This window comes from Ruegeria sp. CJ6, assembly GCF_056536665.1.
This window is the reverse complement of the sequence record NZ_JBQFQB010000001.1, coordinates 660640-687238: the sequence shown is the minus strand read 5'-3', so window position 1 is coordinate 687238 and position 26599 is coordinate 660640. Positions and strand designations below refer to the sequence as shown.

Here is a 26599-nt window from a genome sequence, read left to right as displayed (position 1 = left end):
CGCGCCCAAGGTAGGCGCGCCTTTTTCAATTGCTACTCTTGTTGTGTTGATCGGAACATGGTTGAACTCCGCCAGAACATCCCGGAGGAGCCGATGGACGACCAAGCCCTGAATCGCATTGCGGACGCGTTGGAACGCATGGCGCCCGCGCCGCTGGCGACACCTGATTTCAATGCGGCCCCGGCTTTCGTCTGGCATGTCGAGCCTGACCGGCTGGAACCCGTCACACAGGTCAATCGGGTCGACCTTGATCTATTGGTGGGGATCAACCGCTCCCGCGATACGTTGCTGGACAACACGCGCCGCTTTGCTGCGGGTTACAAGGCTAATAACGCGCTCTTGTGGGGCGCGCGCGGAATGGGGAAATCCAGCCTCGTCAAAGCGGTGCACGGTACGTTGCAGGATGAGCATCCTGACCTGAAACTGGTCGAATTGCAGCGCGAGGATATGGGCTCGGTCGCGCGTTTGCTGAACCACCTGCGTGCCGCGCCGCACAGGTTCATCCTGTTTTGCGATGATTTGTCGTTCAGCCACGATGATCAGCATTACAAATCGCTCAAGGCCGTGCTGGACGGCGGTATCGAAGGTCGCCCGGAAAACGTTGTGTTCTACGCCACATCAAACCGCCGCCACCTGATGCCGCGCGACATGATCGAAAACGAACGCTCCAGCGCCATTAATCCGTCCGAGGCGGTCGAGGAGAAGGTCTCACTCTCTGACCGTTTCGGCCTGTGGCTGGGGTTCCACCCCTGCGATCAGGACGAATATCTAGCGATGATCGATCGCTACTGCGCCGCTCATGGCGTCAAGGTTGATCCCGAAACTCTGCGCGCCGAAGCCATCGAGTGGCAAGCCACACGGGGGGCACGCTCGGGCCGCGTCGCCTGGCAATTCTTCGTCGACCTCGCCGGGCGAAACGGCGTCCATATCGGTTAGTCCGCGCGCTTCATCTGGCCAGAAATACCTCCGCCGGAGGCGTGGCCCGTCAGGGCCATTCTCACAACAGTGCTATAATCCGCGCCGCCTCATCCGCAGTGCTGGTTAATACATCCCGATCCTCACCGGGATGGAAACGTGCACGGACAGCGGTCGGCATCGGTGCAGGCTCAACAATCGATACGCGCGGTCCCGTCCGTGCGGTCTCGGTCGCCCAACTGCGAGCCAGCGCCATCTGTGCCGCTTTGGTGGCGCCGTAGATGCCATAGAACTTCTCGCCTGCCTTCGGGTCATCGAAGAACACGGCATGGCCAGTTTCGCCCAACAAAGGCGAGACATACGGGATCAGAACCGAGGTGGCGTTTGCATTGATGCTGACTGCCTTGTTCCATTCCTTCGGATCAACGAAATGCACTGGCGTCAGGGCTGAGGTATGGATTGCAGTATGCAACCACAAATCGATCTTGCCCCAGCGATCGTGAATGCCCCGGCACAGGGTCGCCATCGCATTGGGATCGGTGATGTCCATGGGGGCCAGAGTGGCCGAGCCACCCTTCGCCTGGATGCGGTCATCCAGCTCTTCCAGCCCGCCCTGAGTGCGAGCGACAGCGACGATGTGATAGTCGGGGGCCAGCGCTTCGGCCAGCGCCGCGCCCAACCCGCGAGAAGCCCCGGTGATAAGGGCGATTTTGGTCTGATCGGTCATGAGGGGGGTTTGAACCTGCACGCGCAGGGCGTCAAGTCAGGATCAGCTGCCGGGGATGTCGATCCTTCGGTTCTGGCCGCTTTGTCGCAGCACAACACCATTTTCATCAATGGCGACGACCTTACCCGGGCCGACACGACTGCCGGGTTTCACTTTCTTAATGCGCCCCGACGACATGCGGACCAGGGCTTGCAGGTCCGCCTTGGGCCCAAAAATGCCCAATACCGAGACCGCGTTCTTCTTGAGCGCCCCCGCCTGTGTGGCGGCGCTTTTCACCGTTGCGTTTGCCATGATCTGTGGCCGAGCTGCGCGCCCGGACCCCGTTTTGTGAGTGGTTTTCGGCATTCGGGTAACACGGGCTTTGCCGGACCAAAAGGCCGGCAGCACTCGGTTCGGAGCGGTTCGAATGCCGCATACCGAACCCTTTGCAAATGCAGCCTGTTCAGCAATAGGTTGTCGGCGGATTCTGACCTATGGCCGCTAGCGCAAGTCTCTTGGCCGACGCCTCAGGACAAAGCGATTCGCCCGATCACCCCGAGGCAAGTTTCGCCGCGTTCCACGAACTGCCGACCACCTGCATATCCTCACGCTTTTTGCTGACCCGACTGCTGTTTTCCAGACTGCCCAGATATTCCTCGTCGACGCCGGTGACGTAGTTGCCGTCAAAGCAGGAACAGTCAAAAGCTTCGATCTCGGGGTTGCCTTCCTTGGCAGCCCAGATCAGATCGTCGAGATGTTGGTAGAACAGCGCATCCGCACCCAGTTCTTCGCGAATCTCCTCGATCTCTTTGCCATTCGCGACAAGCTCGTGTCGTGTGGGCATATCGATGCCATAGACATTGGGGTATTTCACCGGTGGCGAGGCGCTGGCGATGTAGACCTTTTTGGCGCCGGCCTCACGGCACATCTGGACGATCTTTTTGATTGTATTGCCGCGCACGATCGAATCGTCGATCAGCAGTACGTTATGACCGTCAAACTCCAAAGGCACCGCGTTCAGTTTGCGACGCACGGATTTCTGCCGTTCTTCCTGGCCCGGCATGATGAAGGTGCGGCCAACATAACGGTTCTTAACAAGCCCCTCGCGATAGGGAATGCCTGTGATCTTTGCGGCCTCAAGCGCGACAGGGCGGGCGCTATCTGGCACAGGGATGATCCGGTCGATCTCAAGTCCCGAGTCCTGAATTTGCTTGGCCAGCGTCTGCCCCATGCGCATCTGGGTTTTGTAAACCGATACCCCATCCAGCAGCGAATCTGGTCGGGCCAGATAGACATACTCGAAGATGCAGGGTGTCAGTTTACCTTCAACGGCCTGGAACTCGTGCATATTGCCGTCGAGGTCGATAAGGATCGCCTCGCCGGGACCTAGGTCGCGCAGCTTGTCAAAACCGTTGATGCCGAATGCCACATCTTCGGAAGCAAAGGCATAATCATCGCCGTCACCAGTTGCAGCACGCTTGGCAACAGACAAAGGTCGGATGCCGTAAGGATCGCGGAAGGCCAGCATCCCGACGCCCGCGACGAGGCAGATCACCGAATACGCCCCCTGAACCCGCTCCATCGTCATTTTGACACCGGCAAACAGGTTGCGGATCGGATCAGCATTACCATTGACCTTGATCGCATCAGCGACCTTGTCGGCCAGCACGTTCAGTAGAACCTCGGAATCCGAGGTGGTGCGCAGGTGGCGGCTGTATTTGGCAGTTACCTTTTCGCGTTGTTCTTCGGTATTGGTGATGTTGCCGTTGTGAACCAGATAGATGCCATAAGGCGCGTTCACAAAAAATGGTTGCGCCTCGGCCGCGCTGAGCGAGCCAGCGGTTGGATAGCGGACATGGCCCATGCCGACCTTTCCCAACAGGGTTTCGGCGTCACTGGCATTGAACACGTCTTTGACGAGACCATTTGCTTTCTTCTCACGGAAGAACTCGCCGTTGTAGGTGACGATCCCCGAGGCGTCCTGACCTCGGTGCTGAAGCATCAGCAAGCCGTCATAGATTTCCGCAAAGACATCATGTGTCCGGCTTGCGATCCCCAAAATCCCACACATACACGGGCTCCAATTTCTATGACTTGCTTAGGATGGCGTTCAGGTCGGATCGGGTGCGCACGGGTATCTGAATGGTGTGTTTTGGTCCGTTTGCACGGGACTGAGGCACAAGCACGAAAGCGGCTAGCGCATAAGAAAACAGATACAGCAAGGTCGGCAGCTCCGATTCCATGTCGGTATGGCCACCACATAATGCCAAACGATGCGTGTGTCATCAAAGGATCACATTCGCGATTTGACGCAGGTGCGAATTGTACACGCCGCGGGTTTAGGATGACAAATGTACAGACCTATGCTGTCATATCATTACGAAGGTTTTTTGCATGCAGTCCGGCAATACCTGGTGGAGCAGACGCCATGTGGCAACACAAGCAAAACACACCGAAGGACAAACCTGTCAAGCGGCGTTGCCACCGATGTCGTGGGGCAGGGCGCGCACCCTGCGAGATCTGCAAGGGAACCGGTGAAGTGATCAAGAGCCGAGACCAGTATGGCAAGCCGATCTCAAGCCGATGTGACGGATGCTTTGGCCTGAAGACCATCCGTTGCAATATTTGTGGTGGCGAAGGGTTTATCTGATTTTTCCGAACCAAACGCAAAAAAGCCCGGCTGAAACCGGGCTTTTCTTTGGAATTTGGTTTGATTAACCCTCAGAGGCGTTGTCGGCGGTGCAGCTTGCGACCAGCTCTTCGTACTGGGCGGTAACCCAACCCAACGCCGCCTCGGGATTTTGTTCTTCGATCTGTCCGCTGAACTGTTCGAACACTTTGGCAGAGCGGCTTTCATCAACCATGGTATAAGACTGGCCGGTCATCACCGTGTCGTAGACAAAGAACGCGATGGCAACCAACAGGATGCCGCGGGCGATGCCGAAGAAGAAGCCAAGCGCCTGATCCAGCCCGCCAAGCGCGGAACGCTGCACCAAAGACGAAAAGAGCGGTGTGAAGATGCTGACCACGATCAGCGCAATGGCGAAGACGGCGGCAAAGCCCGTAATGACCGAAAGCTCGCAGCTATCACGCAGGAATTCTCCAACCACCGGGACCTCTTTGACCAGTGGTACGGCCTGCGGTGCGAAGATGAATGCTAGAACTGCCGCGGCGACCCAGCCTGCGATGGCCAAAACCTCGCGGATGAAACCGCGCGAATAGGCCAGCAAGCCCGACAGCACGATGATCAGGGCCACAACCCCGTCAATTATTGTAAAACCTTCCATGGCCCTCGCCTGTTCGTTTTCTGCCCCTCAAGGCGCGACTTTACCCTGCTCCGAAGGTTTCGCCAACAAACCCCACCAAATCAGAGGGTCGGGTGAGTGTCAGACCTGCCACAGTGCCAGTTTTGCCACCTGCCGGAGCAATTGCCGCTGTGAAACCAAGTTTTTGCGCTTCTTTCAACCTGTTTTCGGTCTGCGGGGCTGGTCTAAGTGCCCCGGATAGCGAGATTTCTCCGAAAACGACCGTATCGGCAGGCAGGGCGGTGTCTTCACGAGCGCTGAGCAGTGCAGCAGCAACGGCGAGGTCGGCAGCAGGTTCGCTGACTTTCAGCCCTCCGGCGACGTTCAGGTAGACATCGAGCCCGGCAAAGGGGATGCCGCAGCGGGCTTCGAGTACTGCAAGGATCATGGCGAGCCGCCCGCTATCCCATCCCACAACCGTGCGGCGGGGCTGGGAATGGGGGGACGGCGCCACCAGTGCTTGCAATTCGACCAGCACGGGGCGGGTGCCTTCGATACCTGCGAATACGGCGGAACCTGGGCTGGGCTTACCGCGTTCCGATAGGAACAGGGCCGAAGGGTTGGTGACTTGCGCCAGCCCTTTGCCGGTCATTTCGAAGACGCCGATCTCATCCGCTGGGCCAAAGCGGTTCTTAACGGCGCGCAGGATGCGGAACTGGTGCCCGCGTTCGCCTTCGAAGTAAAGCACGGTGTCGACCATATGTTCGACTACACGGGGGCCAGCGATCTGGCCTTCTTTGGTGACGTGGCCAACCATGATGATCGATACGCCGTGGCGTTTTGCAAATGTCGTCAGCTCGTGCGCTGCGGCGCGCACCTGCGACACCGAGCCCGGCGCGCTGTCGACATTGTCGGCCCACATCGTCTGGATCGAGTCGATGATGGCGAGGCCGGGTTTTTCTGCCTCTAGCGTCGTGAGGATGTCCCGAAGGTTGGTTTCAGCGGCCAATTGCACCGGCGACTCTTCCAGACCTAACCGGCGCGCGCGCATCCTAACCTGTGCGCTGGCCTCCTCGCCCGAGACGTAGATGGTTTTGACACCTTTGCGGGCAAAACGTGCTGCAGCTTGCAGTAAGAGGGTCGATTTGCCAATGCCGGGGTCACCGCCCACCAGCAGCGCCGATGCAGGGACAAGGCCGCCGCCGAGGACACGGTCCAATTCTTCAACACCGCAGAGGGTGCGGGGCGGGGGTGTTTCTTCGGTCGAGAGGTCGGTGAGCGCGATTGACTGGCCGCGTTTGCCGCCGAGGGATTTCTTGGCTGGTCCAGCCGAGAGCGGGGCTTCCTGAACGATGGTGTTCCACTCGCCGCAGCCGTCGCAGCGGCCTGACCATCGTGTATGTGAGGCACCGCAGGCGGAGCAGGTGAAGGATTGTGTCTTTGCCATGTCGCCCTTGGTGCCCGAGGAAGGGCGGTTCTTCAAGCCCTTGCGGGCTTTCCTCACCGCCGGTGGCGCGCCACGTCCTCAGGCCCTTCGGGCCATCGTCCGCTGCGGGCGCTAGACGCGCCTATTCCGCAGCACGCGGCGGGGTCATCGCAACCACGCTGCCTGGTGTTTGATCGTCCGTGGGGGATTGCAATTGCGCCGACAGTTCCGGAAGCAGATCGAACAGCTCATCCCTGAGGCGCGCGAGTTGCGATTTGGCGATGGATTCCTCGATCTCGATGTCTCGGGTCCATTGGCGCAGCTCGTGCTGGATGATTTGGGCTTCCTCGATGCGCTGCTGGAATTGCTCGACCTCTTCCTGACGTTGCCGCAGGAAGGCACGGGCGCGTTCGACCTTTGTGTCCCCATAGGTCTCGGCCAGTTCTTGGCTGATCTGGCTCATCTGAGCAGCCAGTTCCAGCACCTGCGGTTCGAGCCCCTGCAAATCGGGGTGATCGCGCAGGAAGGCCATACGCTCTTTCACCGCGTCGAATTCGGAGGCCAGCGCAAAGGCTCCGCTGCGGTCGGCGGCATGGGCGACCTGATAGGCCCCGGCCACGTCCTGCATATTCATTGTGAACTTACGATGGGTGTTTTCAAGCGCCATCATGCGGGCGTTCGATGGCAGATAGAAGACCAGCATCAGGATCAGGGCGGTTAATCCGATCTGGATATAGATACCTGCGTCAATTGTTGCACCGTTGCTGAGACCGGCCTGCAACGAGAGCCAGGGGAGGATGCCAAACGCGGATAAAATGGTGGTCGTCACCGCGAACAATGCTGCGGCGCAGATCAGGAAAAAAGTGAGCCTTAATAAGGTATTCTGAAATTGCAATGTTATTGTGTGGAGGGCGGCCATGATCGTCGTTCTCCTTCTTCAACCGGTACAAAAACCGGGCCGAAGCGGAAGGTTAAACAGACGCGAAGTGATCCGCTACGGACCCGAAAACTACAAAACTGACTGCTCGAAATATAAAGATGATACTCAGAAATCTGTTTTCAATCAATTAGGTCTGAGGTTTTCGTGATCCAAATGTCATCTCTGTAATATGGCCCAATGCAAGTGAAGCCAGAATGCACCCCGTGAACAGGTAGAGACCCCAGGCGGTTTCGATGGTGGCGTAGGAGATGCCCTTGGCCAGTGTGATGTAAAGCGCGATGAGGAAGATATCGGCCATCGCCAGCTTGCCGAGGATGTTGAGCGCGGGCTGGACGCGTGGGTCCAGCAGGTCCCATTGGATCAGTGCGGTGCCGATGGTTTTGATGTAAGGCGCGAACAGGGCGAAGATGGTGACGATCAGCGCGAGGAAGATGTCGAATTTCCACAAGGACTGGAGACCGGTGATGACGCTGATCTCGCTGAGGCCGAAGATCGGCAGGAGGCCCGCGCGCATCAGCGGGGCGAACCACGCGATGGGGTAGAGGATCAGGAGGGAGAGGGTGGCGAGGCGGAGGGTCATATGTACTTTTTAGGTGTTCCGCCGCCTATCGGGCGACGCGTTTCAGTTATGTGTTAGCTTAATTCAAGAATTCAAACTCGTTTTTGTCAGTGGGGAGACCTCAGATGCCAGCTTTTGTGGCTTTCAAGTCAATTGTTGATCCTTCGGATTGCGATTTTCTGGGGCATATGAATGTCTCGCGGTACTTTGCGGCTTGCTCAGATTCGGTGTTTGCTATCCAATCGGAGATGGGATTGAACGCAGACGATATGCGTTCGGGACGGAAGCTATCATTTGCAGTGGTACATGCGGAGAGTAGTTTCCTCGCCGAACTTCGAGCGGGGGAGGCTATTCAGATGGAGAGTGAGGTACTCGAGATAGGCGGGAATTCGGTCACCTTCCGACACAGATTGCTGCGCTCTGCCGACAGAAAAACTGTATTCTCAACAGTGTTCAAATGCGTCTTGTTAAATCTCGAATCTCGAAAAGCCGAATTGCTTCCAGATGAGGTTGTCGCAAGCGCGAAAAACTGGCTAGTGAGTGAGAAAGACTAGCGCACCGCCTCAATCGGCCCCTCAGCACTGCCGCTGATGAACTGCTCCACATAGGGATCGCCCGAGGCGTCCATCTGACCGACCGGTCCGGTCCACTGAATCACGCCTCCGTGCAGCATGGCCACGTTGTCGGCGATGGCGCGGACGGAGCTCATGTCGTGGGTGATGGTCATTGCGGTGGCGCCCATCTCGGTCACGATTTCTCGGATCAGGTCGTTGATGACGCCGGACATGATGGGGTCGAGGCCGGTGGTGGGCTCGTCGAAGAAAATGATCTCGGGTTCGGCGGCGATGGCGCGGGCGAGGCCGACGCGTTTTTGCATGCCGCCTGACAACTCCGCCGGGAACCGGTCAGCGACGTTGGATTTCAGGCCCACACGGCGCAGTTTCTCGATGGCGATCTCGCGCGCCTCATCGACTGGGCGTTTCAGCGAGCCGCGCAGCAGGCGGAAGGCGACGTTTTGCCAGACGGGCAGCGAGTCGAACAGCGCCGCGCCCTGAAACAGCATTCCAAAGCGGGCCAGAAACGCATCGCGGTCGCCTTTGGCGGCGTCTTTGCCGTCGACATAGATCATGCCGCTGTCAGGCTTGATCAGGCCGAGGATACATTTCAGCGCCACGGATTTGCCGGTACCCGAACCACCGATGATAACCATCGAGGTGCCCTTGGGGATCTCAAGGTTCATGCCTTGCAGGACGTGGTTGTCGTCAAAGGCCTTATGTACGTTCTCCATCCGGATCATAGCGAGAAGAACACCCCTGTGAGTACGAAATTGGCGGCGAGGATCAGCACGGCTGCGGCCTCGACCGAGCCTTTGGTAGCACGGCCCACGCCCTGCGCGCCGCGGCCCGAGGACATGCCGTAATAGCAGCCCATTATGGCGGCGATCACGCCGAAGGCGGCCCCTTTGACCAGTGACGAGACGATGTCGCGTGTCTCAAGGAAATCGACGGTGTTTTTCAGATAGGCCGCCGGGTTGAAGCCCAGATTTTGCGTGGCCACGGTGTAGCCGCCTGCGATGCCGATGATATCTCCAACCCCGACCAGCGCTGGAACCGTGATCAGGGCGGCCAGCACGCGTGGGGCGGTGAGGTATTTCATCGGATGGGTGGACAATGTGACCAGAGCGTCGATCTGCTCGGTCACTTTCATCGTCGCAATCTCGGCGGCGATCGAAGACGTCACGCGGGCGGCGATCATCAGGCCGACCAGCACCGGGCCAAGCTCTCGCACCATGCCTATGGCGACGATCTGGGGCACAACGGCTTCGGCGTTGAAACGCGCGCCGCCTGCGTAGATCTGCAGCGCCAACGCGCCGCCGGTGAAGATGGCGGTCAGGCCGACCACGGGCAGGGACAACCAGCCGATATTCAGCAGGGCGATGCCGAACTCGCGCGGATAAAACGGTGGTCGAAAAATGTGCGAAACCGCATCGAGCGCGAACAGCGCGACGCGGCCAAACGCGGCGAGCATGGTCAGGATAGAACGCCCCAGCTCACCCAGCAATGAAACGGGATTCATTCCACGTAGCCCCGCGAAAAGCGACTGCCGAGCGAGGTCAGAATTTCATAGCCGATGGTGCCAGCGGCTTCGGCCAGATCATCGACGGTTTGGTGCCCGTTCAGGATACGCAGGCGATCAGGTTTATACGGCAAGTCAGTCACATCCACGGTGATCAGGTCCATCGAGATACGTCCTACCACCGGGCAGGGCTGATCACCAGCGAATGTATCGATGCCGCCCCCAATGGCGCGATGCAGCCCATCGGCATAACCGGCCGCAACGGTCGCAATCTTCGACGGGCGGCGCGCGCTCCAGCTGTTGCCGTAGCCGACGGTCTCGCCCACGGCGACGTCGCGCACTTGAATCACCGGCATATCGACGGTGACGACCGGCTTGGCCCCGGCAAAGGGCATCCCGCCGTACAGGCCAATCCCTGGGCGGCAAAAGTCAAAGTGGAATTCCGGCCCCATCAGAGTACCACCCGTCGCCGCAAGCGAGCGAGGCGCATCGACGCCATCGGTCATCTGTTTGAACGTGTTCAACTGTTGGCGGTTCATAGGGTGTTCAGGCTCATCCCCGCAGGCCAAATGCGACATCACGACCAGCGGGTCCAGGGCAAGAGCTTCGTGCCGCAGTTCGGCCCAGTCCGCAGGCTCGAGCCCAAGGCGATTCATACCGCTGTCGAGCTGGATACCAAAGCCATGATCGGGCAGGGCCTGACGATGACGCTTGAATTGTTCGGGCGAGTTGATCAACGGCGTCAGATCATGCTGGCGCAGCAGATCCGTGTCACCCTCCATATGTCCGGAAAACACCGCAACCAGCGGGCCGGGGCCCACAGCCTCACGCACGGCCACGCCTTCCTCGGCAACGGCGACGAAGAATTTTGCAACGCCTTCCTCAGCCAGCGCAGAGGCGACTGGACCGGCACCTAACCCGTAAGCGTCAGCTTTAACCACTGCGCCGGTCTCAACCTGGGTCTTTGCGTCAAGCGCCTGCCAGTTCTGGGCGAGCGCGTGCAGATTTATCGTCAGATGTGCGGTACTCATAAACGCCGTTCATCACATAGGATTGGCTCAGGTCAAGGGGGAGCACCTTAATTCTTGGCGGGTTTATGCGCCTCATAGGCCGCTTCCAGCTCGGAACGCAGGAAATCCGCAAATAATAAGGGGCTAAACTGAGGTTGGCCGGTCCCGGGTAGGGGTTCGATGATTGTGCTGACATGAGGATCAAAGAAGAACGGAACGCTATATCGTTCACGGCCCGAACGGTTGATGACCCGATGCGGCGTCGAAAGCAGACGACCGTTTGACATCCGGTGCAGCATATCCCCGACATTGACGACAAAGGCGTCGGGACGGGACGGAACGTCAACCCAATGCCCTGACGGTGTTTTGACCTGCAAGCCGCCCACCTGATCTTGAGCAAGCAGCGTAAGGCATCCGAAATCAGTGTGCGGGGCCGAGCCGAATAGATCATCGGGGCTGGTCTTTGCTTGCGGAGGATAGTGAAGCAGACGCAGCCAGAATGTAGGCTCATCAAACGCGGAAAGGACCGAGAAATCCTGCGCCTCGCAAGCGATCAGCGCGATATGCATCAATCTGCGTCCAAGGGCCGACATAGCCTTAACGTAGGTTTCCAGGGTGTCGCGAAAATCCGGTAGATCAGGCCATCGGTTTGGACCCGAGAGGTAGATATCGGGATCAACGCCAGCATCCTCGCGCATCATCATGAAGCTGGCGGATTGGTTGGGTTTTTTTACATCGGCCAGTGTTGAGTTCACATCTGTCGATGTGTTGATGGCGATGTATCCGCGATGCGTGTGGTCGACTGCGATTGCCAGCTTTTGATCCAGCGGTAGCGCGTGAAACTGTTTTGAGGCTTCGAACACATCGCGCATCAGCTGCGGGTCTATTCCGTGATCTTCGATATAGCCGAAACCAGTCGTGCCGTAGGCCGAACGAAACTCGGCCGCGATTTCCTCATCAGGGCGTGCACCCAGACGAATAACGGGGATCTCTGTGAACTCAGTCATGTCTCTCTCGCTTATATTGGGAAGATTGCAGGGGCAAAAATGCCCCCGGTCTATCCCGCAAAGCGTTTGCGGCGATGCCCGAAATGACGCGCCAGAATCACGCGCCGGGGTAGGGGATTGAGACAAGCTTGCATGGCCCGATCCGTACACATCGGACCGGGCAGGTCAAGGAATCAATAACCCTCGATTTGGCTATCCTGTTGCCAGGGTTTGACCAGATTGCCAAATCGGGTGAACTGAGCTTCGAACGACAGCTCTACCGTGCCGATGGGGCCGTGGCGCTGCTTGCCGACGATGACCTCGGCCTTGCCATGCAGGCGCTCCATGGCCTGTTTCCACTCTTCCATCTTTTCCAACTCGTGATCGCCGGGTTTTTCGCGTTCCTTGTAGTATTCCTCGCGGAACACGAACATCACAACGTCGGCATCCTGTTCGATCGAGCCCGATTCCCGCAGGTCAGACAGCTGCGGGCGTTTGTCGTCACGGCTTTCTACCTGTCGGCTGAGCTGTGACAATGCGATGACCGGGATGTTGAGTTCCTTGGCGATGGCTTTCATGCCCATCGAAATCTCGGCGATTTCGTTGACGCGGTTGTCGGCCATTCCGCGGCAGAGCTGAAGGTAGTCGATCACCAGCAAATCCAGCCCGTGCGTCCGCTTCAGCCGCCGTGCACGGGCAGCGAGTTGCGAGATTGGCAGGGCGGGGGTGTCATCAATGAACAGCGGGCAGGCTTCCAGTTCTTTCGCGGCGTCCACGAAGCGGCGGAACTCGGACTCGGTCATGTCGCCCTGGCGGATTTTGTGACTGGAGATCTCAGAAGCCTCGGCCAGAACCCGGCCCGCAAGTTGCTCGGCGCTCATTTCGAGTGAAAAGAACCCAACCACACCGCCGTCGATCGCACCTTCAGAGCCGTCCGGCTTGGTGCCGCGCTTGTAGGCCTTGGCCACGTTAAATGCGACGTTTGTTGCCAGCGATGTCTTACCCATCGACGGACGCCCGGCCAAAATGATCAGGTCGGACGGGTGCAGGCCACCCAATTGCTTGTCGAGATCGGCCAGACCGGTGGAAATCCCCGCCATGCCGCCACCGCGTTGGTACGCCTCGTTGGTGACGTTGACGGCTTCTGTGACCGCCTTGAGGAAGGATTGAAAACCCTGTTCGGTCTGGCCCTGCTCGGATAACTGATAAAGCTGTTGCTCGGCCTCGACGATTTGTTCTTTGGGCTCGCTGCTGACATCGACCCTCGCAGCCTTGTCTGAAATGTCCCGGCCCAGCCGGATCAGCTCGCGCCGAATGGCGAGGTCATAGATCATTTGGGCGTAGTCATGCACCGCAAAGGCACTGATCGATGCACCGGCAAGCTTGACCAGATAGGCCGGACCACCCAGTTCCTTCAGGCCCTCATCCTCGGCCATGAAAGACTTCAGCGTGACGGGTGAAGCCAGCGCATTTTTAGCGATACGGGTCGACGCGACTTCGTAGATGCGCGCATGAACCGGATCATAGAAATGCTCGGCCCCAATAATCGATGCGACCCGATCATACAGATCGTTATTCGTCAGAATAGCACCCAGAAGCTGCTGCTCGGCCTCGATGGAGTGCGGCATTGTTTCTGGGTTCTGAATCTGTGCGGCGGCCTGCTCGATACTGCTGATCTCGTTCATTGCTGTTCTCTTTGTCCCCTGGACAGAGGCCATAGCGCGGCCCTGTGAGTCGGCGCAAATTGTATGTTTTCTGGGGATATGCTGTGCATATCTCTCTGCCCCATCATATTGAAGGATGAGGCAGGGTTGCGTCAACATCTTGTGGATGAAGCGATCGACGCAGCGGTCAGTGTTTCCATTCTGAAAACAGTTTGCGCAACGTCAGCTTTTATGTGCGTCCTGCCAACCGCGCGGGTCGTTCAGGAAGGCCTCGACGCCATCAAGCGTCTCTTCGTCAAAGGCCTTTTGCGCTTTGGCTTCCGCCAAAACATCCCACCAAGTACAAAGCGAGTGCAATTTTACGCCGTGATCGCCCAGCGTTTTCTCGGTTTCGGGGAAAATACCATAATAGAAGATCACAGCCGTATGCCCACAGGTCGCACCGGTTTCGCGGATCGCGTCGACAAAGGACAGTTTTGAGCCTCCATCGGTGGTCAGGTCTTCAACCAGCAGTACCCGCTCACCCTCGCTCATCGCGCCTTCGATGCGGGCGTTCCGGCCGTAGCCTTTGGGTTTCTTCCGCACGTAGGTCATTGGCAGTGCCATGCGCTCGGCCACCATTGCAGCGAAGGGAATACCTGCTGTCTCGCCACCGGCGATATTGTCAAACGCTTCGAACCCCGCGTCGCGCATCACGGTAACCGTCAGGAAGTCCATCAGGGTCGAGCGGATGCGCGGGTACGAGATCAGCTTGCGGCAATCGATATAGGTCGGGCTTGGTAGACCGCTGGCCAGCGTGAAAGGTTCGCGGGAATTAAAGTGTACGGCTTTGATCTCCAGCAGCATCCGTGCGGTCAGGCGGGCGATTTCGGTGCTGTCGGGGAAGGAACTGGGGATCATGGCGCAAACCTCTGGGCTGAAAGGGTGTCGCAGGCTGATAGCCTGACCCCCGGCCCAGAGTCGAGAGGGCACGCTAAAAGAAAAGCGGACCCCCAAGAGGTCCGCTTGATGCCCTTGCGGGCAGAGCAGCCAAGGTGGGCTTGACTGCTCATTTCTCAGGCTCGCTTTCCGCAATCGGCAAGACCGTGCCTTCAATCTCGGTATCGACGTGTATGCGAGGCGAGGTAAGAAGCGCAACCACCATTGCCGTCACAAATGCGTAGGCTGCCGCGCAGTAACTGTATTCAGCGCCCAGTATTCGAATTGAAGCGATGAAGGGTGCAGGTTTTCTTAGTTCTGAGCCAGATCAGCAAGAGCGTCGCTCAAAAGGGTCAAAGCGTGGTCCCGCGCAGCGCGACGTACGTTATCCCGTCCCTGGGCTCCGAATTCCACGGTCTCGGTTCGGGTCGGTTGACCCTGTGCAGCGAGGCCAAAGCAAACGCGGCCTTCGGGTTTATGTTCGGACCCGCCGGCGCCCGCGATGCCGGTGATCGAGACCGCCAACTGTGCCCGCGAATTCTGCAGGGCGCCATTGGCCATTTCCTGGGCGACTTCTTCTGAAACTGCTCCATATGTCTCAAGCGTATCGGCGCGCACGCCCAGCATCTCTTGCTTTGCGGTGTTGGTGTAGGTGACAAAGCCGCGCTCAACCACGGCAGAGCTGCCAGGGATGTCAGTCAGTGCAGCGGCGACCATACCGCCGGTACAGCTTTCAGCAGTGGCGATCATCATGCCCTGCGCCTTGGCGCGATCCAGCAGGTCGACAACGATCATTGACCCATGACTCCATGTGAGATACCGGCGAGGACGACCACACCGATGGCCGCAAAGACGCCAGCGATCACATCATCCAGCATGACACCCATCGGATCTCCACGCCGGTCGGCCCAGCCAATGGGACCGGGTTTGGTAATGTCGAAGAGGCGGAACAAGAGAAAACCCGCGATCCAGCCGGGCCAGAGCGCTGTGATGTCGATCCCATGCGCCCAAGACGGGTAGGAAATCGCCCATATCGCGATGAATTGGCCCGCGACTTCATCAATGACAATTTCGGACGGGTCGTGGTCATCTTGTCCAGCTGTCATCACTTGCGTAGCCCACAGGCCCCCGAAGAAAACCGCGAGTGTTGAGATGACCAGCAAGGGGAAGCCACCCAGCGTATGCAGAACCCATGCCAGCGGCAAAGCAGCCAGCGATCCCCAGGTGCCGGGGGCAGGGCGGAGGTAACCGACGCCGCAGACGGTTCCGATTAGACGAGCCGCTGTCATGACTTCACCAGACAGGCAGTTGCGAGCGAGGCAATGCCTTCGCTGCGACCGGTAAAGCCCAGCCGTTCGGATGTGGTGGCCTTGACCGAGACCTGATCGGTGCGCAAGCCCATGATCAGTGCCATTTCGGCACGCATGGTATCGGCATGAGGGCCGATCTTGGGAAATTCGCAGACCAGTGTGCAGTCGACATTCGAGATCTCATAGCCCAACTGCCCAGCCAATTCGACTGCGTGACGCAGGAAAATTTCACTCGCTGCACCTTTCCACTGCGGATCGGAGGGCGGAAAATGCTGTCCGATATCACCCCGCGCCAGGGCGCCATAGATCGCGTCGGTGACCGCGTGCATCCCCACATCTGCATCGGAGTGACCTTGGAGCCCACGATTGTGCGGCACCTTCACACCGCAGAGGATCACGTGATCTCCGTCACCAAAGCGGTGCACGTCGTAGCCGTTGCCCAGCCTTACATCCATATTCATACCCATTGTACGTTCGGCCCGGGCGAAATCCTCGGGCTGTGTGATTTTCAGGTTATCCGCATCGCCCGGAATAATCGCGACTTCGACTCCTGCAGCGCGCGCGACTTCTACATCATCCGCCGCACCTCCGGGATGGGCTGAATGGGCGGCGGTGATTGTGCCGTAATGAAATCCCTGCGGTGTCTGCGCAGCGTAAAGGCCGGATCGATCCTGCGTTCCTGTCACCGTCGAACCGTCGCCTGTCCAGAGCGCATCCGTGACGGCCAAGCCTGGAGCAGCTGCCGCATGCGTGTCGAGTGCTTTAAGAACATCGCCGATTATCCGAGCGCTGACGCAGGGGCGGGCAACATCGTGAATCAAAACCTTTTCAACGCTGTACGCTTCCAAAGCCTGCAACCCGTTGCGCACTGATCCGGCGCGGTCTGCACCGCCGGATGCAAGGATCAGGTTTGTCGCGCTGAATTCTTCCCAAACGGCTGTGTCCTCTTCGGCCAGCACCAAAACGACGTGATCAACCAACCCTTCGAAGCGATCAATCGTCCAATCGGCCACGCGCCGCCCAGCCAAGGCACGCCACTGTTTGGGCACTCCGCCTCCGGCGCGCTGGCCGCGCCCGGCGGCGACGATGATGGCGGCTGTGGTCATCTGAAAGGTCTCCTGATTGGGGCATTGTTTAGGGGTCGGTGAATGCAGAGGCAATCACCCGCGTCAATTTGCTTAAAAAATAAGCATATGATGATTTTGCGGGCTTGAATGCTCCCGTTTTATTGTTCATATGCCGCAATTTCGATATCAAATGCGCAACTGCTCAAGGATTAAGCACATTGGCCCTGCGTCTTGCTGAAAAGGATCTGACCCCTCCGGTGCTGTTGGCGCCAATGGCCGGAATCACCGACCGGCCTTTTAGGGACCTTGTGATGCGCTTCGGCGCGGGCATGGTTGTCAGCGAAATGGTCGCCAGCCAAGAGATGGTGCAGGCCAAACCAGGCGTACGTGAACGGGCCGAGCTGTCGGCGGATGTGGAAAACACCGCAGTGCAATTGGCCGGACGCGAGGCGCATTGGATGGCCGAGGCCGCCCGGCAAGTCGCTGACCGGGGCGCGCGCGTGATCGATATCAATATGGGTTGCCCAGCAAAGAAGGTAACCAACGGCTATTCCGGTTCGGCTTTGTTGAAAACTCCGGACCATGCACTGACGCTGATCGAGGCCGTTGTGGGTGCAGTTGATGTGCCTGTTACGCTGAAAACGCGGCTAGGCTGGGATGACAATCTGCTGAACGCGCCGGATGTGGCGCGGCGTGCGCAGGACGCAGGCATCCGGATGGTCACCATCCATGGGCGTACGCGCTGTCAATTCTATAAAGGCAGGGCAGATTGGCGGGCGATCCGGGCGGTGAAACAAGCCGTCTCGATCCCTGTCATCGCAAACGGTGACATCGTCGATACCGAGGCCGCGCAAATCGCGCTGAATCAATCCGGGGCCGATGGCGTCATGATAGGTCGGGGGGCGCAGGGCAAGCCCTGGCTGCTGGCGCAGATTTGCCATGATCTCTATGGCGCTGCTTCTCCAACCATTCCCACGGGCACTGAACTGATCGAGATGGTGCGTGGCCATTATCTGGCGATGCTGGAGTTCTACGGTACCGATCTGGGCCTGCGCGTCGCACGCAAACATCTCGGTTGGTACATGGATGAGGCCGGAACACCCGCCACTTTGCGGCGGGCTGTCCTGACATCCCGCGACACCAATGAGGTGTTACGGCTTTTGGCAGATGCGCTGCGTGGCACGGCGGAGGCAGCAGCATGACCTCGGACCAGAGCATCTGGACCTCGCTTCCGGTTCCGGCGTTCATTATCGATGCCGAAGATCGGATATCGGACGTCAACTCCTCGGGTGAGGGGTTTCTGAACGCCTCCCGCAAGGCAGTGATTGGACACCCGGTCTGGGATCAACTCGCGGTTGACGCGCCGTTGGAAGAGGCGTTTCTGCGCGCGCGTCAACAAGGTACACCGCTGTTCGTGAACGATGTGGACGTTGGGTCGGGCAATCGCGCGCCGCTGCAATGTGCGCTGCAAATCGCGCCGCTGATGGGGCATCCCGGTTCAATGATCATGATCATCTCGCCACGCGAACTGGCCGGTCGGATGACCCGTGGCAACACTGTGAAATCGGCAGCGCAGTCTGCGATTGGTATGGCCGAGATGCTGGCGCATGAGATCAAGAACCCTTTGGCAGGGATCACCGGTGCGGCGCAATTGCTCAGCATGAATATTTCGCAGCAAGATCTTGAGCTCACTGACCTTATCGTTGAGGAAAGCCGCCGCATCGTGAAGTTGTTGGAGCAGGTAGAACAGTTCGGCAACCTGTCTCAACCCGATTTCAAACCGGTCAATATCCACGATGTACTGGATCGCGCGCGCAGGTCAGCGCTGTTGGGTTTTGGCGCGCATATGACGATTATCGAGGATTACGACCCCTCGCTGCCCTTGGCCTATGGGGACCCGGATCAGTTCCTGCAGGTGGTTCTGAACTTGCTCAAAAACGCTTCGGAAGCTGCTGATGGCAACGGTACAATCCGGCTGCGTACCTATTTTGAGCATTCATTCCGACTGCGGCGCAGCGACGGTTCGGGTCATTCGCTGCCTCTGCAGATCGAGATTATTGATGATGGGCCGGGCCTGCCGGAAAATATTCGCAGTGATATTTTCGACCCCTTCGTGTCAGGCAAGGAGAACGGCACCGGGCTTGGGCTGGCGCTGGTCAGCAAGATCGTTTCCGACCACGACGGCTGGATTTCGGCTGAATCTGTGCCCGGACGCACTAGTTTTCGACTGTCCCTGCGGCGTGCACCGAACGACGCGTATGAAAAGGAGAGCATCTGATGGATGGCACAGTTCTGGTTGCCGATGACGACCGCACGATCCGCACGGTTCTGACACAGGCCCTGACGCGGGCGGGGTGCAAGGTTCACGCGACATCTTCGCTGACCACGCTGATGCGCTGGGTAGCCGAAGGCAAGGGCGACGTTGTGATCTCGGATGTGGTAATGCCGGATGGAAACGGGTTGGAGATGCTGCCAAAGATCGCGCAGGACCGTCCTGGTTTGCCGGTCATCGTGATCTCGGCCCAGAACACCATCATGACAGCCATTCAGGCGGCTGAGGCGGAAGCTTACGATTATCTGCCAAAGCCTTTCGATTTGCCCGATCTGATGAAGCGCACCGCGAGGGCGCTGGATCAAAAGCAGCGGGTACAGGCTGAGCCGGTGATGGCCAGCGAAGACCGACCTGATGAACTGCCGCTTGTCGGGCGCACCCCGGTGATGCAGGCGCTTTATCGTCTGGTCGCTCGGGTGATGAACACGGATCTGTCTGTGATGATTTCTGGTGAAAGTGGGACGGGTAAATCTCTGATAGCACGCGCTATTCACGATTTCTCTGACCGAAGGACACTGCCCTTTGTCACCGTGACAGCTGCCGATCTGAGCGATTTGGAAGGCCCGGCACGGGTTATGGCGCGCGTACGTGGTGGTACGCTGCTGATCGATGAAATTGCCGATATTGATGATGAGATCCAGGCCCGTATCGTGCGCATGATGGACACGCCGGGCGATCACGTGCCGCGTTTCATGGCCACAAGTCAATCAGATCTGACCGACGCGATGGAAAACGGTCGCGTGCGGCAAGATCTCTATTACCGTCTCTGCGGTGCGACGATCCACGTGCCTGCGTTGCGCGAACGGGTTGATGATATCACCTTGCTGACCGATCACTTTCTGGCGCGGGAGGAGCGGGAAAGCGGCGCGCAGCGTCGCCTCAGCCCCGAAGCGGTCGAGTTGGTGCGCCGGTATTCCTGGCCCGGCAATGTCCGACAGCTTGAAAATGCGATCCGGCGTATTGGTCTAACCAGCCGTTCTGATGAAATCTCGCGCACCGAAGTTGAGATGGTGCTGGGTAGCCAGCCCGAGGCCGAACCAGTTCTGGGTGATGGCGAGCGTGAGAAGCTGTCATCTTCTGTTGGTCGTCACCTGCGCCGGTATTTTGATCTGCACGGAAACATCCTGCCGCCTCCCGGCCTCTATCAACGTATTCTACGCGAGGTCGAGGCACCGTTGATCGAAATTGCGCTGGATGCGACTGGTGGAAATCAGGCAAAATGTGCTGATCTCCTGGGGATTAACCGGAATACGCTGCGGAAAAAGATTACTGACCTCGATATTCAGGTGACACGCCGTCGCAAACTGATGTAATATCGCCACACAAACAGTGGCATTCGGGTTCGACCCCGGGAACGACCACGATATATGGCGGTAAGCCGCGCAAGCGGCACATCAGAATGAGGGCAGACGGTGGCAACCCGGGCACAGAACGGGCCGATCCTATCGATCAACCGGTGGCGCAAGTCCCGGAGGATGCGCAATTTCAGTACCTTGGGATTGGTTATGCTGGGCCCGGTTCTGGCGCTTGCAACCTATCTCGTCATTGGCCCTTTTGATCTTGGCGCGGCGGCACCGACACTGCGGCTGATTTTGTTGGCTGATCTGGTCTACGTGCTGGTCGTAGCTGCGCTGGTGTTGGGCCAATTGTTCAGTCTGATCGCCGCACGTCGCGCGAAATCTGCGGGCTCCCGTCTTCACCTGCGCCTGATCGGCGCTTTCACGCTGTTGGCTTTGGTGCCGACGGTCACCGTGGCGATTTTCGCCGGGCTGACGGTGAATATCGGCCTTGAAGGTTGGTTCTCGGACCGTGTGCGGCAGGTGGTTGGGTCGTCACTAACTGCAGCCGAAGCTTACGAACAGGAACACCGCGAGGGCCTGACGCAGGATGCGGTTGTTCTGGCGCGTTTCCTCGATAACGCGCGATCGTTGGATTATTTTGTCTCAGACGCCGAATTGCGAGAGGTTCTGGCCCAGGGTCAGGCCCAGATACAACGCGGTTTGCGCGAGGCCTATGTGATCGATGGCAGCGCCGAAATCCGGTCGCGCGGTGATCGGTCCTACCTGTTCGACTACGAGGCACCAACTCCCGAAGAGATGATCGAGGCCAATGATCAGGGCGTGGCCATCATTGCCGATTGGGAGAACAGCGAATTCCGCGCGCTTGTTCCTTTGCATGCCTATCTTGACCGGTATCTTTATGTCAGTCGCGAGGTTGATGGGCAGCTTCTGACCCTGCTTGATGAAACCAAAGAGACAGCACAGTTCTACAGCCAATTGGAAAGCGAGCGGGGCAGGGTCCTGTTCGAATTCGGCCTTCTTTATCTCGGCTTTGCTGTGATCCTGATTCTGGCCGCGATGTCGCTGGGCATGTGGTTCGCCGAACGTCTTTCTCGCCCTGTTGGACGGCTGACAACGGCGGCGCAGCGCGTTGGTGCTGGTGATCTGAGTGTTCAGGTCATCGAAGAGGCCAGCGATGACGAAATCGCGATGCTGGGCCGCTACTTCAACCAGATGACTCGTCAGTTGAAGGGGCAGCGCGACACGCTGTTGGAAAACACGCGCCATATCGAACGTCGAAGGCGGCTATTTGATTCAGTTCTAAGCTCGGTGACATCCGGTGTCGTTGGCGTTGATTCAGAGGGCTGTGTGACCTTCGTGAATCGGTCCGCCGAACGTCTTCTGGGCTGGTCTGGTGGAGAGCAGAACCTGGCTATCGGCATCGCTGTTCCCGAATTTTTGCCTTTGTTCGAAGCCCTTAAAGACAGCGGGCAAGAGGCGGTTCAGGGGGAGATCAAGGTAACCCGTAAAGGCCGGTTGGAGAACTTACTGGTACGCATGGCGACGCGGCGTGGCGAGGATGGAAGGCTGGAAGGCTACGTTGTGGCCTTTGATGACGTGACCGATCTGGTAAGCGCGCAGCGCATGGCGGCGTGGGGTGATGTGGCCCGTCGCATTGCGCATGAGATCAAGAATCCGCTGACACCGATCCAACTGAGCGCCGAGCGAATCAAACGCAAATTCTCGCGCAAGCTGGATGAGGACGATTGCGATAGCCTGGAATCGATGACCGACGTGATCGTGCGGCAGACCAATGATCTGCGGCGGATAGTTGATGAGTTCTCGAAATTCGCACGCATGCCTGAACCGGAACGGCGCGAAGAGAATATCGTGACGCTAGTGCGTGAGGCGGTTCTGTTGCAGCAGGCGGGTCAGCCTGATGTTCAGATCGATGCGGATTTACCTGAACAGCCCATTTTGGCGGATGTGGATTCGACCATGTTGAGCCAAGCGTTGACGAACCTGATCAAGAACGCGGGCGAGGCTATTGAAACGCTGAAAGAAAAAGGCGCACCGGACAATCTGAAACCTCAGATCAAAGTCGTAGTCTCCACTGACGATGCAGGAACGCAGATCACCATTGCGGACAATGGCATCGGTCTGCCCGAGGACAGGGCACGGCTGTTCGAACCTTATGTGACTACGCGTGACGAAGGCACAGGCCTTGGCCTGCCCATCGTAAAGAAGATCATCGAAGAACATGGCGGAGCGCTGACATTGGAAGACGCGCCCACATTCGACGGACAGGACCATTTCGGCGCAATGGCTGTCATTCGTCTACCCGGGGCCTCAGGCGGCCCGACAAATGCGCCGGAAAAACAGGCGATTAAAACAAACAAACTGAAAGCAGGCCAAAGATGAGCGACATTCTGATCGTAGATGACGAACGCGATATTCGCGAATTGGTGTCCGACATTCTGGAGGACGAAGGCTATTCCACCCGGTTGGCGGCAAACTCGGACGAGTGCATGTCGTCGATCAATGCTGAACCTCCGGGATTGTTAATCCTGGATATCTGGCTGAAAGACAGCCGTATGGACGGGATCGATATCCTGAAAGCTGTAAAACGGGACAACCCGGATGTGCCGGTGGTGATCATTTCGGGCCACGGTAATATCGAAATTGCGGTGGCCGCGATCAAACAGGGGGCATACGACTTTATCGAAAAGCCCTTTAATATTGACCAGTTGATGGTTGTGATCCGTCGCGCGATGGAAACCTCGCGCCTGCGTCGCGAGAATGCCTCGCTGAAACGGCAGGAAGTCAGCTGTTCAGACATGATTGGCAATTCTGCGTCGTTCCGAGCGATGCAGGGGCAGTTGGACAAGGTAACAAAGTCGAATGGCCGGGTTATGCTCAGCGGGCCGGCTGGGTCGGGCAAGGAAATTGCCGCGCGCTATATCCATGCCCATTCCAACCGGGCGAATGCCCCATTTGTGACGGTCAATTGTGCGGGGATTGAACCTGAGAGGGTTGAAGAGGTTCTTTTCGGACGAGAATCGTCTGAGCGCGGAATCGAGTCAGGCCTGCTGGAAGAGGCGCATGGCGGCGTTGTCTACTTCGACGAAGTCGCTGACATGCCGCTGGGGACGCAGTCCAAGATTCTTCGCGTGTTGGTTGATCAGCAATTCCAGCGTGTTGGTGGCTCTGACAAGGTGCGGGTTGATCTGCGGGTCATCTCCTCGACCAACCGCGATCTGGAAGAAGAGATCGCCGCCGAACGGTTCCGCGAAGAACTGTATCACCGGCTGAATGTGGTGCCGATTGCGGTTCCCTCGCTGGAGGAACGGCGAGAGGACATCCCGGTTCTGGCGCAACACTTCATCGAGATGTGCAACGATACACAGGGTCTGCCGATGCGCGAGCTGTCGGATGAGGCTATTGCTTTGCTACAAACGATGACATGGCCGGGCAATGTGCGTCAGCTGAAGAACCTGATCGAGCGGGTGCTGATCCTAGGCGACAGCACTGGCCCGATCGAGGCCCGCGAGTTGCCCAACGAAGAAGAGAAATCCGACGAGTCCGGGCGCGTGGTACTGTCTGGCGCACTGGCGACGCTGCCGCTGCGTGAGGCGCGCGAAGCGTTCGAGCGTGAATATTTGCTGACCCAGATCAATCGGTTTGGTGGCAACATAAGCCGCACGGCCAGTTTTGTCGGCATGGAGCGCAGCGCCTTGCACCGCAAGCTCAAGTCGCTGGGCGTCGTGACCTCGAACAAATCCGGTGCGCGGGTGGCTCAAATTGACGAGCCCGAACCAGCCGAGTGATTGCTGCGCCGAATAAAAAGACCGCAGCCGTTTCCATCGGTTTTCCCGCCTTTGGTAAACGGTTGAAGCGGTTGCGGCGGTCGGTTGGACTTAAGCAATCCGCCCTCGCAGATCTGATTGAAGTCGACCAAACCACGATTTCCCGGTGGGAAAACGGGGGTCAAACGCCATCGCCGCATATTCAACAGTCCGTTTTTGCAGCGTTGGGGCCGGTTCGAGTGCAGGATTCTGCGCTGAAACGTCTGGTCGTTCATTCGGCAGAGTGCTTGCACCTTGTCGAAGAGGCCAGCCATACCTGCCTTGCTTATTCGGGCAGCCGGGCGCGGGATTGGAAGACCTCACAGCGCGCCTTGCTGGGCGTGTCGCTTTGGCAATTTGCAACGGATGAGATCCGACAAGCCGAAGCAGAACTGCAGAAAGATGGCTGGTGGGATTTGCATTCGCCTTCACCCAAAGCGTTTCTGACTTCCGAGGCTGTGCATGATCAAATCAGGATCAGCGCCGGGCAAATCGTGTGGGAGCGGTTGTATCTGGGTGATGGCACTCCGGTCCGTCTGGTCAGCGGGCGGCGCGAAGTCACCGCATAATTTATGCGTTCCGCTGACAGGTTAGGCGCGATAGACCGGCTGCATGAGTGACTCTTTTCGCACATTTTTGCAGGTCATGCTGATCTGGTTTGCTGGCCTCGGTGCGGCAACCCAATTTGCAAAGATTGCCGTACCATTTTCTGATGTGGGGCTGTTGTACCCGGACAATGCTGCCGTGATCGGCTGGTTGCTGTCCATTATCAGTCTAATGGGGGCTGCTTTGGGCGCGATATCCGGAGCGATCACAGCGCGTATTGGGCCAAATCGTCTATTGCTATCAGGGCTTGTGCTCGGCGGCGCGTTATCTTTGCTGCAAGCAAGCTTGCCGGTTTTTCAACTGATGCTGCTCAGCCGGGTGATCGAGGGGCTGTCCCATCTTGCGATTGTGGTGGCGGCACCGACGCTGATTGCTCAGATCACATCCGGTCGGGCGCGGTATAATTCCATGGTGCTGTGGAGTACATTCTTTGGCGTTGCATTCGCATTAAACGCTTGGGTTGGGCTGCCCATCGTCGATCGTTTCGGACTGCCCACATACTTTGCCATGCACGGGGGTCTGATGCTGCTGATCGCCGCGCTGATCTCGCTTAGCGATCTGAAAACCGACATAGGCCAGACGGAGGGTACCGGGTGGGGGCTCTCCGCCTTCCTTGATGTGCATATCAGGACCTACCGCTCACCCTTTATTTCGGCCCCGGCAATTGGCTGGTTCTTTTACACGCTGACATTTGTTTCTCTTTTAGCGATCCTGCCGGGGCGTTTACCCGAAGGGCAGGGCGCATCGATTGCGGCACTTATGCCCCTGGCAGGGATTATACTGTCATGGCTGCTGGTGCCCTTGCTGTTGACCGTCCTGTCCTGCGTCAGCGTCGTCAATCTGGGCTTTATGCTGGGGATCGCGACGATCATCGCATTGTTTCTGGGGGCGCCCCTTACGTTCGGATGTATCGCCTTGTTTGCCGTGCTCGGGCTTGTACAGGGCGGCAGCTTCGCCGCTGTGCCAGAGTTAAACGATACCACCGAAGCCCAAGCTCTGAGTTATGGTGCGATGGCGCAGATGGGCAATGCCGGAAACCTGCTTGGAACCCCGGTATTGCTGGCGATATTGCTGGGCGTCGATGAGGCTGGCATGTTTGTAGCCGTCGCCGCGTTCTATAGCATCGCGATCATAGCGCATCTGCTGCTGGCGCGGCGTCGCAAATCAGCTGGCTTGTCCCGGAGTGATGATCTGAAATGACCCGTCGTCGAATTTCACGAAACAGGACGCGCTGTTCAGCGGCGGGAGCGTCGTGGTGCGCGTGGGCGTGACCCGCGATTTGACACCTTGTTTGCAAGGCGGAAGGCTGACCGGGCGATAGCCCTTTTGGGCCATGCACTGCGCCTCGACCTTGTTTCTCAGCCCCTGATTCACGTCGACGGTGTAGACCCGCCCAGGCTCCCACCATCCGGGGTTGCGATAGCAGCGTCCTCGGCCATCGCAATAGGTGCGCCCGGGCCAATAGACTGGCGGGCTCTGCCGGACCTGATTGGCGACAGGGGCGTCCTTGAGCGCCTGCACCTGGCAGTTCGTGGTCTCGGTCTGCATCCGCGAGACGCTCTCACCTTCGCGATAATACAAAGAAAGCGGACCACAAGCGGACAGCGTCAGCAGGCAAATCAGGGCAGGCAGAATGGTTTTCATATGCTTACTTTGGCGCAGCTTAGGAGGCATGACAATTCAATTGACCGCTTTGGGGGCATCTGTCATTCAA

General features: G+C 58.2%; 27 protein-coding genes and 1 pseudogene. 10 read left to right on the top strand and 18 right to left on the bottom strand.

From position 1 onward, the window contains the following. The first annotated feature begins 93 nt into the window (after nucleotides 1-93). A complete protein-coding gene (locus tag ACR0BT_RS03460) occupies nucleotides 94-936 on the top strand; it encodes an ATP-binding protein (RefSeq protein ID WP_170396985.1) in 843 nt (280 codons plus the stop codon). A gap of 61 nt (nucleotides 937-997) precedes the next feature. Here ACR0BT_RS03460 and ACR0BT_RS03455 read toward each other — a convergent pair whose 3' ends face one another. The 8 genes from ACR0BT_RS03455 to ACR0BT_RS03420 form a co-directional block, all read right to left on the bottom strand. Continuing rightward, the gene (locus tag ACR0BT_RS03455; RefSeq protein ID WP_170396811.1) at nucleotides 998-1642 is read right to left on the bottom strand and encodes an SDR family NAD(P)-dependent oxidoreductase; all 645 of its coding nucleotides are present in this window, start codon (nucleotides 1640-1642) and stop codon (nucleotides 998-1000) included. Nucleotides 1643-1684: 42 nt separating this feature from the next. After that, nucleotides 1685-1933 carry a hypothetical protein gene (locus ACR0BT_RS03450; RefSeq protein WP_170396813.1) on the bottom strand — a complete coding sequence of 83 codons (249 nt, stop codon included), beginning with the start codon at nucleotides 1931-1933 and terminating at the stop codon, nucleotides 1685-1687. 238 nt (nucleotides 1934-2171) lie between these two features. Further along, a complete protein-coding gene (purF, locus tag ACR0BT_RS03445; RefSeq protein WP_170396815.1) occupies nucleotides 2172-3692 on the bottom strand; it encodes an amidophosphoribosyltransferase in 1521 nt (506 codons plus the stop codon). A 16-nt stretch (nucleotides 3693-3708) separates the two neighbouring features. Further along, the gene (locus ACR0BT_RS03440; protein WP_170421970.1) at nucleotides 3709-3864 is read right to left on the bottom strand and encodes a hypothetical protein; all 156 of its coding nucleotides are present in this window, start codon (nucleotides 3862-3864) and stop codon (nucleotides 3709-3711) included. A gap of 471 nt (nucleotides 3865-4335) precedes the next feature. Continuing rightward, nucleotides 4336-4908 (bottom strand): CvpA family protein, encoded by a 573-nt coding sequence (locus ACR0BT_RS03435; RefSeq protein WP_480762533.1) that lies wholly within the window; start codon nucleotides 4906-4908, stop codon nucleotides 4336-4338. Between the two features lie 40 nt (nucleotides 4909-4948). Continuing rightward, nucleotides 4949-6313, bottom strand: coding sequence for a DNA repair protein RadA (gene radA, locus ACR0BT_RS03430; protein WP_170406458.1), 1365 nt, complete (start codon nucleotides 6311-6313; stop codon nucleotides 4949-4951). 121 nt (nucleotides 6314-6434) lie between these two features. Next, complete coding sequence (locus ACR0BT_RS03425) at nucleotides 6435-7211, bottom strand: DNA repair protein (RefSeq protein ID WP_170465292.1); 777 nt, start codon at nucleotides 7209-7211, stop codon at nucleotides 6435-6437. A gap of 148 nt (nucleotides 7212-7359) precedes the next feature. Next, nucleotides 7360-7812, bottom strand: coding sequence for a paraquat-inducible protein A (locus tag ACR0BT_RS03420; protein WP_480762532.1), 453 nt, complete (start codon nucleotides 7810-7812; stop codon nucleotides 7360-7362). Nucleotides 7813-7916: 104 nt separating this feature from the next. Between ACR0BT_RS03420 and ACR0BT_RS03415 the strand changes: the two genes are divergently transcribed. Then, on the top strand, nucleotides 7917-8345 hold the full coding sequence (locus ACR0BT_RS03415) for an acyl-CoA thioesterase (protein WP_480762531.1): 429 nt from the start codon (nucleotides 7917-7919) through the stop codon (nucleotides 8343-8345). Here ACR0BT_RS03415 and ACR0BT_RS03410 read toward each other — a convergent pair. The 9 genes from ACR0BT_RS03410 to ACR0BT_RS03370 form a co-directional block, all read right to left on the bottom strand. Then, nucleotides 8342-9088, bottom strand: coding sequence for an ABC transporter ATP-binding protein (locus ACR0BT_RS03410; RefSeq protein WP_480762530.1), 747 nt, complete (start codon nucleotides 9086-9088; stop codon nucleotides 8342-8344). The genes ACR0BT_RS03415 and ACR0BT_RS03410 overlap by 4 nt on opposite strands. After that, entirely contained in the window at nucleotides 9085-9867 is a 783-nt protein-coding gene (locus ACR0BT_RS03405) for an MlaE family ABC transporter permease (RefSeq protein WP_480613397.1), read from the bottom strand. The genes ACR0BT_RS03410 and ACR0BT_RS03405 overlap by 4 nt, the downstream gene beginning before the upstream one ends. Then, nucleotides 9864-10898, bottom strand: a complete 1035-nt coding sequence (gene alr, locus ACR0BT_RS03400) for an alanine racemase (RefSeq protein WP_170800638.1) — start codon at nucleotides 10896-10898, stop codon at nucleotides 9864-9866. The genes ACR0BT_RS03405 and alr overlap by 4 nt, the downstream gene beginning before the upstream one ends. Nucleotides 10899-10945: 47 nt before the next feature. Next, the gene (locus ACR0BT_RS03395; protein ID WP_170510010.1) at nucleotides 10946-11884 is read right to left on the bottom strand and encodes an isopenicillin N synthase family oxygenase; all 939 of its coding nucleotides are present in this window, start codon (nucleotides 11882-11884) and stop codon (nucleotides 10946-10948) included. A gap of 173 nt (nucleotides 11885-12057) precedes the next feature. Then, the gene (locus ACR0BT_RS03390; protein WP_170421945.1) at nucleotides 12058-13548 is read right to left on the bottom strand and encodes a replicative DNA helicase; all 1491 of its coding nucleotides are present in this window, start codon (nucleotides 13546-13548) and stop codon (nucleotides 12058-12060) included. Between the two features lie 201 nt (nucleotides 13549-13749). Continuing rightward, entirely contained in the window at nucleotides 13750-14427 is a 678-nt protein-coding gene (locus ACR0BT_RS03385; protein WP_170406124.1) for an orotate phosphoribosyltransferase, read from the bottom strand. Nucleotides 14428-14757: 330 nt separating this feature from the next. Further along, complete coding sequence (locus tag ACR0BT_RS03380; RefSeq protein WP_480762529.1) at nucleotides 14758-15240, bottom strand: CinA family protein; 483 nt, start codon at nucleotides 15238-15240, stop codon at nucleotides 14758-14760. Further along, entirely contained in the window at nucleotides 15237-15734 is a 498-nt protein-coding gene (locus ACR0BT_RS03375; protein WP_170406118.1) for a phosphatidylglycerophosphatase A family protein, read from the bottom strand. The genes ACR0BT_RS03380 and ACR0BT_RS03375 overlap by 4 nt, the downstream gene beginning before the upstream one ends. Continuing rightward, nucleotides 15731-16861, bottom strand: coding sequence for a bifunctional 2-C-methyl-D-erythritol 4-phosphate cytidylyltransferase/2-C-methyl-D-erythritol 2,4-cyclodiphosphate synthase (locus tag ACR0BT_RS03370; protein WP_480762528.1), 1131 nt, complete (start codon nucleotides 16859-16861; stop codon nucleotides 15731-15733). The genes ACR0BT_RS03375 and ACR0BT_RS03370 overlap by 4 nt, the downstream gene beginning before the upstream one ends. A gap of 233 nt (nucleotides 16862-17094) precedes the next feature. Between ACR0BT_RS03370 and dusB the strand changes: the two genes are divergently transcribed. The 8 genes and pseudogenes from dusB to ACR0BT_RS03330 all read left to right on the top strand — a co-directional run bounded on the left by dusB (nucleotide 17095) and on the right by ACR0BT_RS03330 (nucleotide 26085). Continuing rightward, nucleotides 17095-18024 (top strand): tRNA dihydrouridine synthase DusB, encoded by a 930-nt coding sequence (gene dusB, locus ACR0BT_RS03365; RefSeq protein WP_480762685.1) that lies wholly within the window; start codon nucleotides 17095-17097, stop codon nucleotides 18022-18024. Continuing rightward, a complete protein-coding gene (locus ACR0BT_RS03360) occupies nucleotides 18021-19100 on the top strand; it encodes a two-component system sensor histidine kinase NtrB (protein ID WP_170396849.1) in 1080 nt (359 codons plus the stop codon). Before dusB ends, ACR0BT_RS03360 begins: the two co-directional genes overlap by 4 nt. Next, nucleotides 19100-20467, top strand: a complete 1368-nt coding sequence (locus ACR0BT_RS03355) for a response regulator (RefSeq protein ID WP_480762527.1) — start codon at nucleotides 19100-19102, stop codon at nucleotides 20465-20467. Before ACR0BT_RS03360 ends, ACR0BT_RS03355 begins: the two co-directional genes overlap by 1 nt. A 162-nt stretch (nucleotides 20468-20629) precedes the next feature. Next, entirely contained in the window at nucleotides 20630-22855 is a 2226-nt protein-coding gene (locus tag ACR0BT_RS03350) for a sensor histidine kinase NtrY-like (protein ID WP_480453723.1), read from the top strand. Continuing rightward, a complete protein-coding gene (gene ntrX, locus ACR0BT_RS03345; RefSeq protein WP_170396856.1) occupies nucleotides 22852-24261 on the top strand; it encodes a nitrogen assimilation response regulator NtrX in 1410 nt (469 codons plus the stop codon). The genes ACR0BT_RS03350 and ntrX overlap by 4 nt, the downstream gene beginning before the upstream one ends. Beyond that, a pseudogene (locus tag ACR0BT_RS03340) lies at nucleotides 24258-24431 on the top strand (helix-turn-helix domain-containing protein); the annotation flags it as partial. The gene ntrX and the pseudogene ACR0BT_RS03340, both read left to right, overlap by 4 nt. Nucleotides 24432-24479: 48 nt before the next feature. Continuing rightward, on the top strand, nucleotides 24480-24848 hold the full coding sequence (locus ACR0BT_RS03335) for a hypothetical protein (protein WP_480762694.1): 369 nt from the start codon (nucleotides 24480-24482) through the stop codon (nucleotides 24846-24848). A gap of 43 nt (nucleotides 24849-24891) precedes the next feature. Then, nucleotides 24892-26085, top strand: a complete 1194-nt coding sequence (locus tag ACR0BT_RS03330) for an MFS transporter (protein WP_480762526.1) — start codon at nucleotides 24892-24894, stop codon at nucleotides 26083-26085. Here the strand turns inward: ACR0BT_RS03330 and ACR0BT_RS03325 are convergent. After that, nucleotides 26050-26529, bottom strand: a complete 480-nt coding sequence (locus tag ACR0BT_RS03325) for a hypothetical protein (RefSeq protein WP_170396863.1) — start codon at nucleotides 26527-26529, stop codon at nucleotides 26050-26052. The genes ACR0BT_RS03330 and ACR0BT_RS03325 overlap by 36 nt on opposite strands. Nucleotides 26530-26599: the final 70 nt, after the last annotated feature.

What these genes read in the sequence shown, in the direction of transcription:
- ACR0BT_RS03450 (WP_170396813.1), bottom strand. Translation starts at nt 1,933, where the DNA reads ATGGCAAACGCAACGGTGAAAAGCGCCGCCACACAGGCGGGGGCGCTC.
- radA (WP_170406458.1), bottom strand. Translation starts at nt 6,313, where the DNA reads ATGGCAAAGACACAATCCTTCACCTGCTCCGCCTGCGGTGCCTCACAT.
- ACR0BT_RS03330 (WP_480762526.1), top strand. Translation starts at nt 24,892, where the DNA reads ATGAGTGACTCTTTTCGCACATTTTTGCAGGTCATGCTGATCTGGTTT.
- alr (WP_170800638.1), bottom strand. Translation starts at nt 10,898, where the DNA reads ATGAGTACCGCACATCTGACGATAAATCTGCACGCGCTCGCCCAGAAC.
- ACR0BT_RS03455 (WP_170396811.1), bottom strand. Translation starts at nt 1,642, where the DNA reads ATGACCGATCAGACCAAAATCGCCCTTATCACCGGGGCTTCTCGCGGG.
- ACR0BT_RS03460 (WP_170396985.1), top strand. Translation starts at nt 94, where the DNA reads ATGGACGACCAAGCCCTGAATCGCATTGCGGACGCGTTGGAACGCATG.
- ntrX (WP_170396856.1), top strand. Translation starts at nt 22,852, where the DNA reads ATGAGCGACATTCTGATCGTAGATGACGAACGCGATATTCGCGAATTG.
- ACR0BT_RS03425 (WP_170465292.1), bottom strand. Translation starts at nt 7,211, where the DNA reads ATGGCCGCCCTCCACACAATAACATTGCAATTTCAGAATACCTTATTA.
- ACR0BT_RS03405 (WP_480613397.1), bottom strand. Translation starts at nt 9,867, where the DNA reads ATGAATCCCGTTTCATTGCTGGGTGAGCTGGGGCGTTCTATCCTGACC.
- ACR0BT_RS03390 (WP_170421945.1), bottom strand. Translation starts at nt 13,548, where the DNA reads ATGAACGAGATCAGCAGTATCGAGCAGGCCGCCGCACAGATTCAGAAC.
- ACR0BT_RS03385 (WP_170406124.1), bottom strand. Translation starts at nt 14,427, where the DNA reads ATGATCCCCAGTTCCTTCCCCGACAGCACCGAAATCGCCCGCCTGACC.
- ACR0BT_RS03440 (WP_170421970.1), bottom strand. Translation starts at nt 3,864, where the DNA reads ATGGAATCGGAGCTGCCGACCTTGCTGTATCTGTTTTCTTATGCGCTA.
- ACR0BT_RS03325 (WP_170396863.1), bottom strand. Translation starts at nt 26,529, where the DNA reads ATGAAAACCATTCTGCCTGCCCTGATTTGCCTGCTGACGCTGTCCGCT.
- ACR0BT_RS03410 (WP_480762530.1), bottom strand. Translation starts at nt 9,088, where the DNA reads ATGATCCGGATGGAGAACGTACATAAGGCCTTTGACGACAACCACGTC.
- ACR0BT_RS03420 (WP_480762532.1), bottom strand. Translation starts at nt 7,812, where the DNA reads ATGACCCTCCGCCTCGCCACCCTCTCCCTCCTGATCCTCTACCCCATC.
- ACR0BT_RS03360 (WP_170396849.1), top strand. Translation starts at nt 18,021, where the DNA reads ATGACCTCGGACCAGAGCATCTGGACCTCGCTTCCGGTTCCGGCGTTC.
- ACR0BT_RS03415 (WP_480762531.1), top strand. Translation starts at nt 7,917, where the DNA reads ATGCCAGCTTTTGTGGCTTTCAAGTCAATTGTTGATCCTTCGGATTGC.
- ACR0BT_RS03370 (WP_480762528.1), bottom strand. Translation starts at nt 16,861, where the DNA reads ATGACCACAGCCGCCATCATCGTCGCCGCCGGGCGCGGCCAGCGCGCC.
- ACR0BT_RS03380 (WP_480762529.1), bottom strand. Translation starts at nt 15,240, where the DNA reads ATGATCGTTGTCGACCTGCTGGATCGCGCCAAGGCGCAGGGCATGATG.
- ACR0BT_RS03395 (WP_170510010.1), bottom strand. Translation starts at nt 11,884, where the DNA reads ATGACTGAGTTCACAGAGATCCCCGTTATTCGTCTGGGTGCACGCCCT.
- ACR0BT_RS03350 (WP_480453723.1), top strand. Translation starts at nt 20,630, where the DNA reads ATGCGCAATTTCAGTACCTTGGGATTGGTTATGCTGGGCCCGGTTCTG.
- ACR0BT_RS03375 (WP_170406118.1), bottom strand. Translation starts at nt 15,734, where the DNA reads ATGACAGCGGCTCGTCTAATCGGAACCGTCTGCGGCGTCGGTTACCTC.
- ACR0BT_RS03355 (WP_480762527.1), top strand. Translation starts at nt 19,100, where the DNA reads ATGGATGGCACAGTTCTGGTTGCCGATGACGACCGCACGATCCGCACG.
- dusB (WP_480762685.1), top strand. Translation starts at nt 17,095, where the DNA reads ATGGCCGGAATCACCGACCGGCCTTTTAGGGACCTTGTGATGCGCTTC.
- ACR0BT_RS03435 (WP_480762533.1), bottom strand. Translation starts at nt 4,908, where the DNA reads ATGGAAGGTTTTACAATAATTGACGGGGTTGTGGCCCTGATCATCGTG.
- purF (WP_170396815.1), bottom strand. Translation starts at nt 3,692, where the DNA reads ATGTGTGGGATTTTGGGGATCGCAAGCCGGACACATGATGTCTTTGCG.